The organism is Parendozoicomonas verongulae (genome assembly GCF_009711465.1).
In the GTDB taxonomy this organism is placed as follows: domain Bacteria; phylum Pseudomonadota; class Gammaproteobacteria; order Pseudomonadales; family Endozoicomonadaceae; genus Sansalvadorimonas; species Sansalvadorimonas verongulae.
In genome coordinates this window covers 1,367-1,849 of sequence record NZ_SMME01000661.1, presented here as the reverse complement: position 1 = coordinate 1,849, position 483 = coordinate 1,367, and the positions used below count along the sequence as shown (strand labels likewise).

General features: G+C 57.1%; 1 protein-coding gene. It reads right to left on the bottom strand.

All coding sequences use genetic code 11. From position 1 onward, the window contains the following. Positions 1-467 (bottom strand): hypothetical protein (locus E1189_RS02450; protein WP_196221083.1); only part of this gene is annotated, 467 nt, incomplete at its 3' end. Positions 468-483: the final 16 nt, after the last annotated feature.

Sequence of the window (483 nt, the reverse complement as noted above, 5' to 3'; positions counted from 1 at the left end):
GCCAGGGTGCGCAGCCGGGTATAGATGTCCAGTGCCAGCCTCAGATTATCCATGCCTCCCATGAGCTGGAGATTTCTTCCCAGAGCCAGCTCGATCTCCTTGTCATCACAGGGTGTGTTTGCCTTACCCACTGCCGCCCGGGTGCGCAGCCGGGTATAGATGTCAAAGGCTGCTTTCAGGTTGTGCGCTCCCCCCATAGCCTCAAGGTGTCTACCCAGAGTCAGTTCGATCTCCTTGTCCTCACAGGGGGTGTTCGCTTGCCCCCCGGCCGCTCGGGTGCGCAGCTGGGTAAAAATGTCCAGAGCTACTCTCAGGTTGTCTGCCCCCCCCATGGTCTGAAGATGTCTACCCAGGGCAAGTTCGATCTCCTTGCTATCACAGGGGGTATTAATCTGCCCCTTTGTTGCCCGGGTACGCAACCGGATGAAGATATCCAGGGCTGTTTTCAGGTTGAGCGTGCCTCCCATGATCTGCAGATGTATA